Below are 4,893 nucleotides of genomic sequence, written 5' to 3'. Positions count from 1 at the left end.
TAATTATGATACTCAAAAGACAGTGTTTTCCTATATTCCTAATACAGCTGAAACTTCTTTTTATGGACTGGTTGAAGCTGCACAGGATGAATTAAATAAGCAGAAAAACGAAGCTATCTTAAAAGAACAAGGAACCTTAACTCAAGAAAAACTCCAAAAAATTCAGTCCTATAAATTACGTACTGAAAAAATTGCCGTAAAAGATGTCAAATTAAGAACCTTTATAACCGAAGACAGCAGTAGAGATGATTTGGTTGCTCACGTATATGATGTGACCTATGGGGTGATCAAACCAGAAGACAATCTGGTAATAATAGACGACAGCATTGTAAGAGGAACCACTTTGAAAAAGAGTATATTGAAAATACTTGATCGATTGAATCCAAAACAAATTGTGGTTGTATCGAGTGCTCCACAAATAAGATACCCTGATTGTTACGGAATTGATATGGCTCGACTTGAAAACTTAATTGCATTTGAAGCAGCTCTTGAATTGCTTAAAGAATCTGGAAATGAAAATATTATAAAAGAAGTATATGAAAAATGTAAACTTCAGGAGAATTTAAATGATGATGAGGTTCTAAATTTTGTGAAAGAAATATACAGTCCATTCTCCAATCAGGAAATTTCAGATAAAATTGCACAACTTATAAGCAATGATTCTATTAAAGCAGAGGTTAGGTTAATATTTCAAACAGTTGAAAACCTACACAAAGCCTGTCCTAAAAATTTAGGTGATTGGTATTTTACCGGGGATTATCCAACCCCAGGAGGGAATAGGGTTGTTAATAAAGCTTTTATAAACTTTTTTGAAGGGAACAAAGAAAGAGCTTATTAATAAACCAACACCATTTATTCTTACATTATTCTTATTCTTTAATACAGTTAATCGATATTATTAGTTTTTAATCTAAAAGCTGATTTTGTAAGATTATAATTTAAATATTTGAAATATATTTGACTATACCATAGCATAAGTAGGTTAAGTTCATGGTAGATTTGGGGCAAAAAAAGGTAAACTCTCGTTTACCTTTTTTTATTGGATTCTAACTACAAACCACATCTCACGAATAATCAAAAAACTTACAAATTATCACATTTTTTGGATCTTAATCGTCGTAAAGTGTATTTTATCTAAAAACTTATAAATTAAATATAATTTAATATACTTTTGGTATCACCATAGCATAAGTAGGTTAAGTTTATGGTAAATTTGGGGCAAAAAAAGGGAAACATCTGTTTCCCTTTTTTTATTAAATATATTTAATAAATATTATTTGTTTTTGGCATACCTTGAGCCCGCCTCTTCCCAATCAATAACATTAAAAAAGGCATTTATATAGTCAGGTCTTCTGTTTTGGTAATTCAAATAATAAGCATGCTCCCAAACATCTAATCCCAAAATAGGAGTTCCTCCACAACCCACACCAGGCATGATTGGGTTGTCTTGGTTTGGAGTTGAGCAAATTTCTACTTTACCTCCATCCTGAACACAAAGCCAAGCCCATCCAGACCCAAATTGAGTTGCAGCGGCAGTTGAAAAAGCATCTTTAAAGGCTTCAAAACTTCCAAACTCTTTATCGATAGCAGCTGCAAGTTCACCAGTTGGCTTTCCTCCACCGTCTGGAGACATTATCTCCCAAAATAAACGGTGATTAAAAAACCCACCTCCATTATTTCTAACAGCACTGTTTTTCATATCCAAATTAATTAATATATTTTCAATGGTTTTACCCTCCAAATCAGTTCCTTTGATAGCATCATTCAATTTTGTAGTGTATCCGGCGTGGTGTTTGCCGTGATGGATTTCCATTGTTTTTGCATCAATATGTGGTTCCAGTGCATCATGTGCATATTTAAGTTTTGGTAATTCAAATGACATAATAATTATTTTTTGTGGTTAATACTAATTCTCAAATTTACAAATTATAACAATAATATTATGTTATAGATTCCATAAAGAACGCATTGCAGTATAAGTTTTTACTATACTTTTATTTTACAAAAAGGGTTTCTCATCTTATGTACTTATCTTAGTAAAAAAATAACAATGCAAAACCAAGTTTCATTTTCTATTTACAACTCCTCAGCTGGTTCAGGAAAAACTTTTACTTTGGTCAAGTCGTACCTTTCAAAAATTATTGAATCAAATAAACCAGACTACTTTAAACACCTCTTAGCAATTACTTTTACGAATAAGGCGGTGGGTGAAATGAAAGAGCGGATTATAGATGGGCTCTTTGCTTTTTCAAAAAATTCAATTCCAGAAAGTCATCTTCAAATGTTTGAGTTAATTTGTGTTGAAACCAGACTTTCAGATTCTGAAGTTCAAAAAAGGGCTAAAAATGCTGTTAACTTTATTCTGCACAATTTTAGCTTGTTTGACGTTGAAACCATCGACAGATTCAACCACCGCATTATTCGCACTTTTGCTAAGGATTTAAAACTTACATCAAACTTTGAAATTGAACTCGATGTTGATTTATTAGTAAACGAAGCAATTGATCAAGTAATCTCAAAAGTTGGAATTGATCCACTGCTTACAAAAGTTATTCTTGAATTTAGTTTTGAAAAGGTTGAAGAGGATAAAAGCTGGGATGTTACAACAGACCTCAAAAAAGTGAGCAATATCCTTTACAAGGAAAACGATTTGATTCACTTGGAAAAACTCAAAAACAAAACACTTGAGGATTTTCAAAGCCTAAAATCAAATTTATTCAAACAAATTAAAAATGTTCAAGAAAAGCTTGATTCAATTGCTGAAAATTTTTTTAATTTACTTGAAAAAAATGATCTTGAAACAAATGATTTTTCAGGAAGTAGTTTGCCAAAGTATTTTGAGAATATAAAAACCAAGCAGTATTATAAAATAAATTTCAATTTAGCATGGCAAAACAATTTAGGTGCTAAAGCTCTATATCCTAAGAGAGTTTCAACTGAAACAGCATCAGCAATAGATGCTATTGAGCATCAATTAATATCGTTTTTTGAAACCTCAAAAAATCTAATTTTTGAGTTGGGTTTTCTTAATTCTTTATTGAAAAGTGTGAGTTCTTTATCTCTTATTAATTCTATCTATAAAGAATTTTTAACTCTGCAAAAAGAAAAAAATGTACTTCCCATTTCTGAGTTCAACAAGAGAGTTTATAATGAAATTAAAGATCAACCCGCACCTTTTATTTACGAGCGCTTGGGGGAAAAATACAAACACTATTTTATAGATGAATTTCAAGACACTTCTCATTTACAATGGAGCAATCTCATTCCATTGATTGAAAATGCATTGGCACATCAAAATAAAAATGAAGATTCAGGAACTTTATTACTGGTTGGTGATGCTAAACAATCAATTTACCGATGGAGAGGAGGCGATCCTGAACAATTCATTGATTTAAATAAAAACACCAATCCTTTCCCGTCTACCATTAAAAATTTAGAACAGCTGGAAAGAAACTATCGAAGTTATGACAAGATAATAAACTTCAACAATAGTTTTTTTTCTTTTGTTTCCCAATTTTTCCAATTAACAAGTCATAAAGACCTCTATATTCAGGGCAACAAACAAAAGTCAAATTCTAAGAAAGGAGGTTTTGTCTCAGTTTCATTTCTGGATGCCACAAACAAAGAAAAAAGCTTTGAGATTTATCCTAAAGAAGTTCTAAATATCATAAAAAAACTACTCAAAGAAAATTACACCAAAAGTGAAATTTGTATTTTGGTTAGAAAAAACTCTCAAGGGGTTGTTCTTGCTGAATATTTATCTAAAAATAACATTGATGTTATTTCTTCAGAAGCACTTTTAATAAATAATTCACCAGAAGTATTATTTATTTTAAACATTTTAAAAATCATAAATGATTTTAATGATAAAAAAGCTAGGGCAGATGCTTTCTATTTTTTACATTCACACTTGAAACAACCAACTGAAAAACACGATTTTATTGAAAATCTTATTTCCTTGCAAAAAAGTGAATTGGAAAAAGCGCTGGCTTCTTTCGGAATTATTTTTGATTTTTCTTTCTCCACAACAACGCCCCTGTATGAGTTATGCGAAATAATATGTAGAAATTTTTCACTTTCAAAAACAGGAATCGCATACATCCAGTCGTTTTTGGAATTAGTGTATGAGTTTTCAGGTAACGAAAGCACAACAATCATAGAGTTTTTAGAGTATTGGAAAACAAAAGGAATTGAAAAAAGCATTGAAATTTCAGATCAACTGGATGCGGTTTCAATTATGACCGTACACAAATCAAAAGGCCTCGAATTCCCGGTTGTGATTTATCCTTTTGCAGATGATGATCTGTATTCATTTAAAAACGACACTGTCTGGTATCCATTAGAAAGTAATCGTTTTTCTGGGTTTTCAGAAATGTTACTGCCGGTAAAAAAAGAATTGGAAACTTATGGCTCTGAAGGAAAAAATGCTTTTGAAAATCATAAAATAAAAGCAGAACTTGATAAAATCAACATAGTTTATGTGGCCATGACGCGTGCCGTTGAGCATCTTTATGTATTGACAAACTCAAACACAAAAGAAAAAGAAAATTTCACTTCTTCTTTTTTTTTACAAGTATTTAAAATCATCCAATAACTGGAGTGAAAATCAATCTGTTTATGAGTTTGGTTTGCAAACAAAGCCCTTTAGACCAGATAGTAATCTAAAAAACATTAACTCGGAAGTTGCAAATGAATTTCCTGTTACAATTCCTTTTTCTGAAATTATACATATTTCAACTCGCAACGCTTTACTATGGGACACCGAAAAAGAAAAAGCCATTGATAAAGGTGAATTAATACACAAAATTCTCTCTCAAATAATAATACGCGATGACATAACAGGAAGTTTGAAACAGCACTTAAACGAAGGACTAATCTCTGAAAAACAATCTC

The 4,893-nt window shown here is 31.1% G+C and carries 3 protein-coding genes and 1 pseudogene; 3 read left to right on the top strand and 1 reads right to left on the bottom strand.

From position 1 onward, the window contains the following. Positions 1-838 (top strand): annotated as a pseudogene (locus tag AACY61_RS08680) (amidophosphoribosyltransferase); the annotation flags it as partial. Positions 839-1,273: 435 nt separating this feature from the next. Here AACY61_RS08680 and AACY61_RS08675 read toward each other — a convergent pair. Then, positions 1,274-1,882, bottom strand: coding sequence for a superoxide dismutase (locus AACY61_RS08675; protein WP_339611182.1), 609 nt, complete (start codon positions 1,880-1,882; stop codon positions 1,274-1,276). A gap of 168 nt (positions 1,883-2,050) precedes the next feature. On the opposite strand from AACY61_RS08675, the gene AACY61_RS08670 reads away from it, so the two are divergent. Together AACY61_RS08670 and AACY61_RS08665 are read left to right on the top strand one after the other, a co-directional pair. Continuing rightward, on the top strand, positions 2,051-4,594 hold the full coding sequence (locus tag AACY61_RS08670; RefSeq protein WP_339611181.1) for a UvrD-helicase domain-containing protein: 2,544 nt from the start codon (positions 2,051-2,053) through the stop codon (positions 4,592-4,594). Between the two features lie 34 nt (positions 4,595-4,628). Beyond that, positions 4,629-4,893: hypothetical protein (locus tag AACY61_RS08665; RefSeq protein ID WP_339611180.1), on the top strand; the 265-nt coding region annotated here is incomplete at its 3' end.

The sequence above is a fragment of the uncultured Planktosalinus sp. genome (assembly GCF_963973675.1).
In the GTDB taxonomy this organism is placed as follows: domain Bacteria; phylum Bacteroidota; class Bacteroidia; order Flavobacteriales; family Flavobacteriaceae; genus Planktosalinus.
Note: the sequence above shows the minus strand (reverse complement) of the source record. Positions and strands in the feature narration are given on the sequence as shown.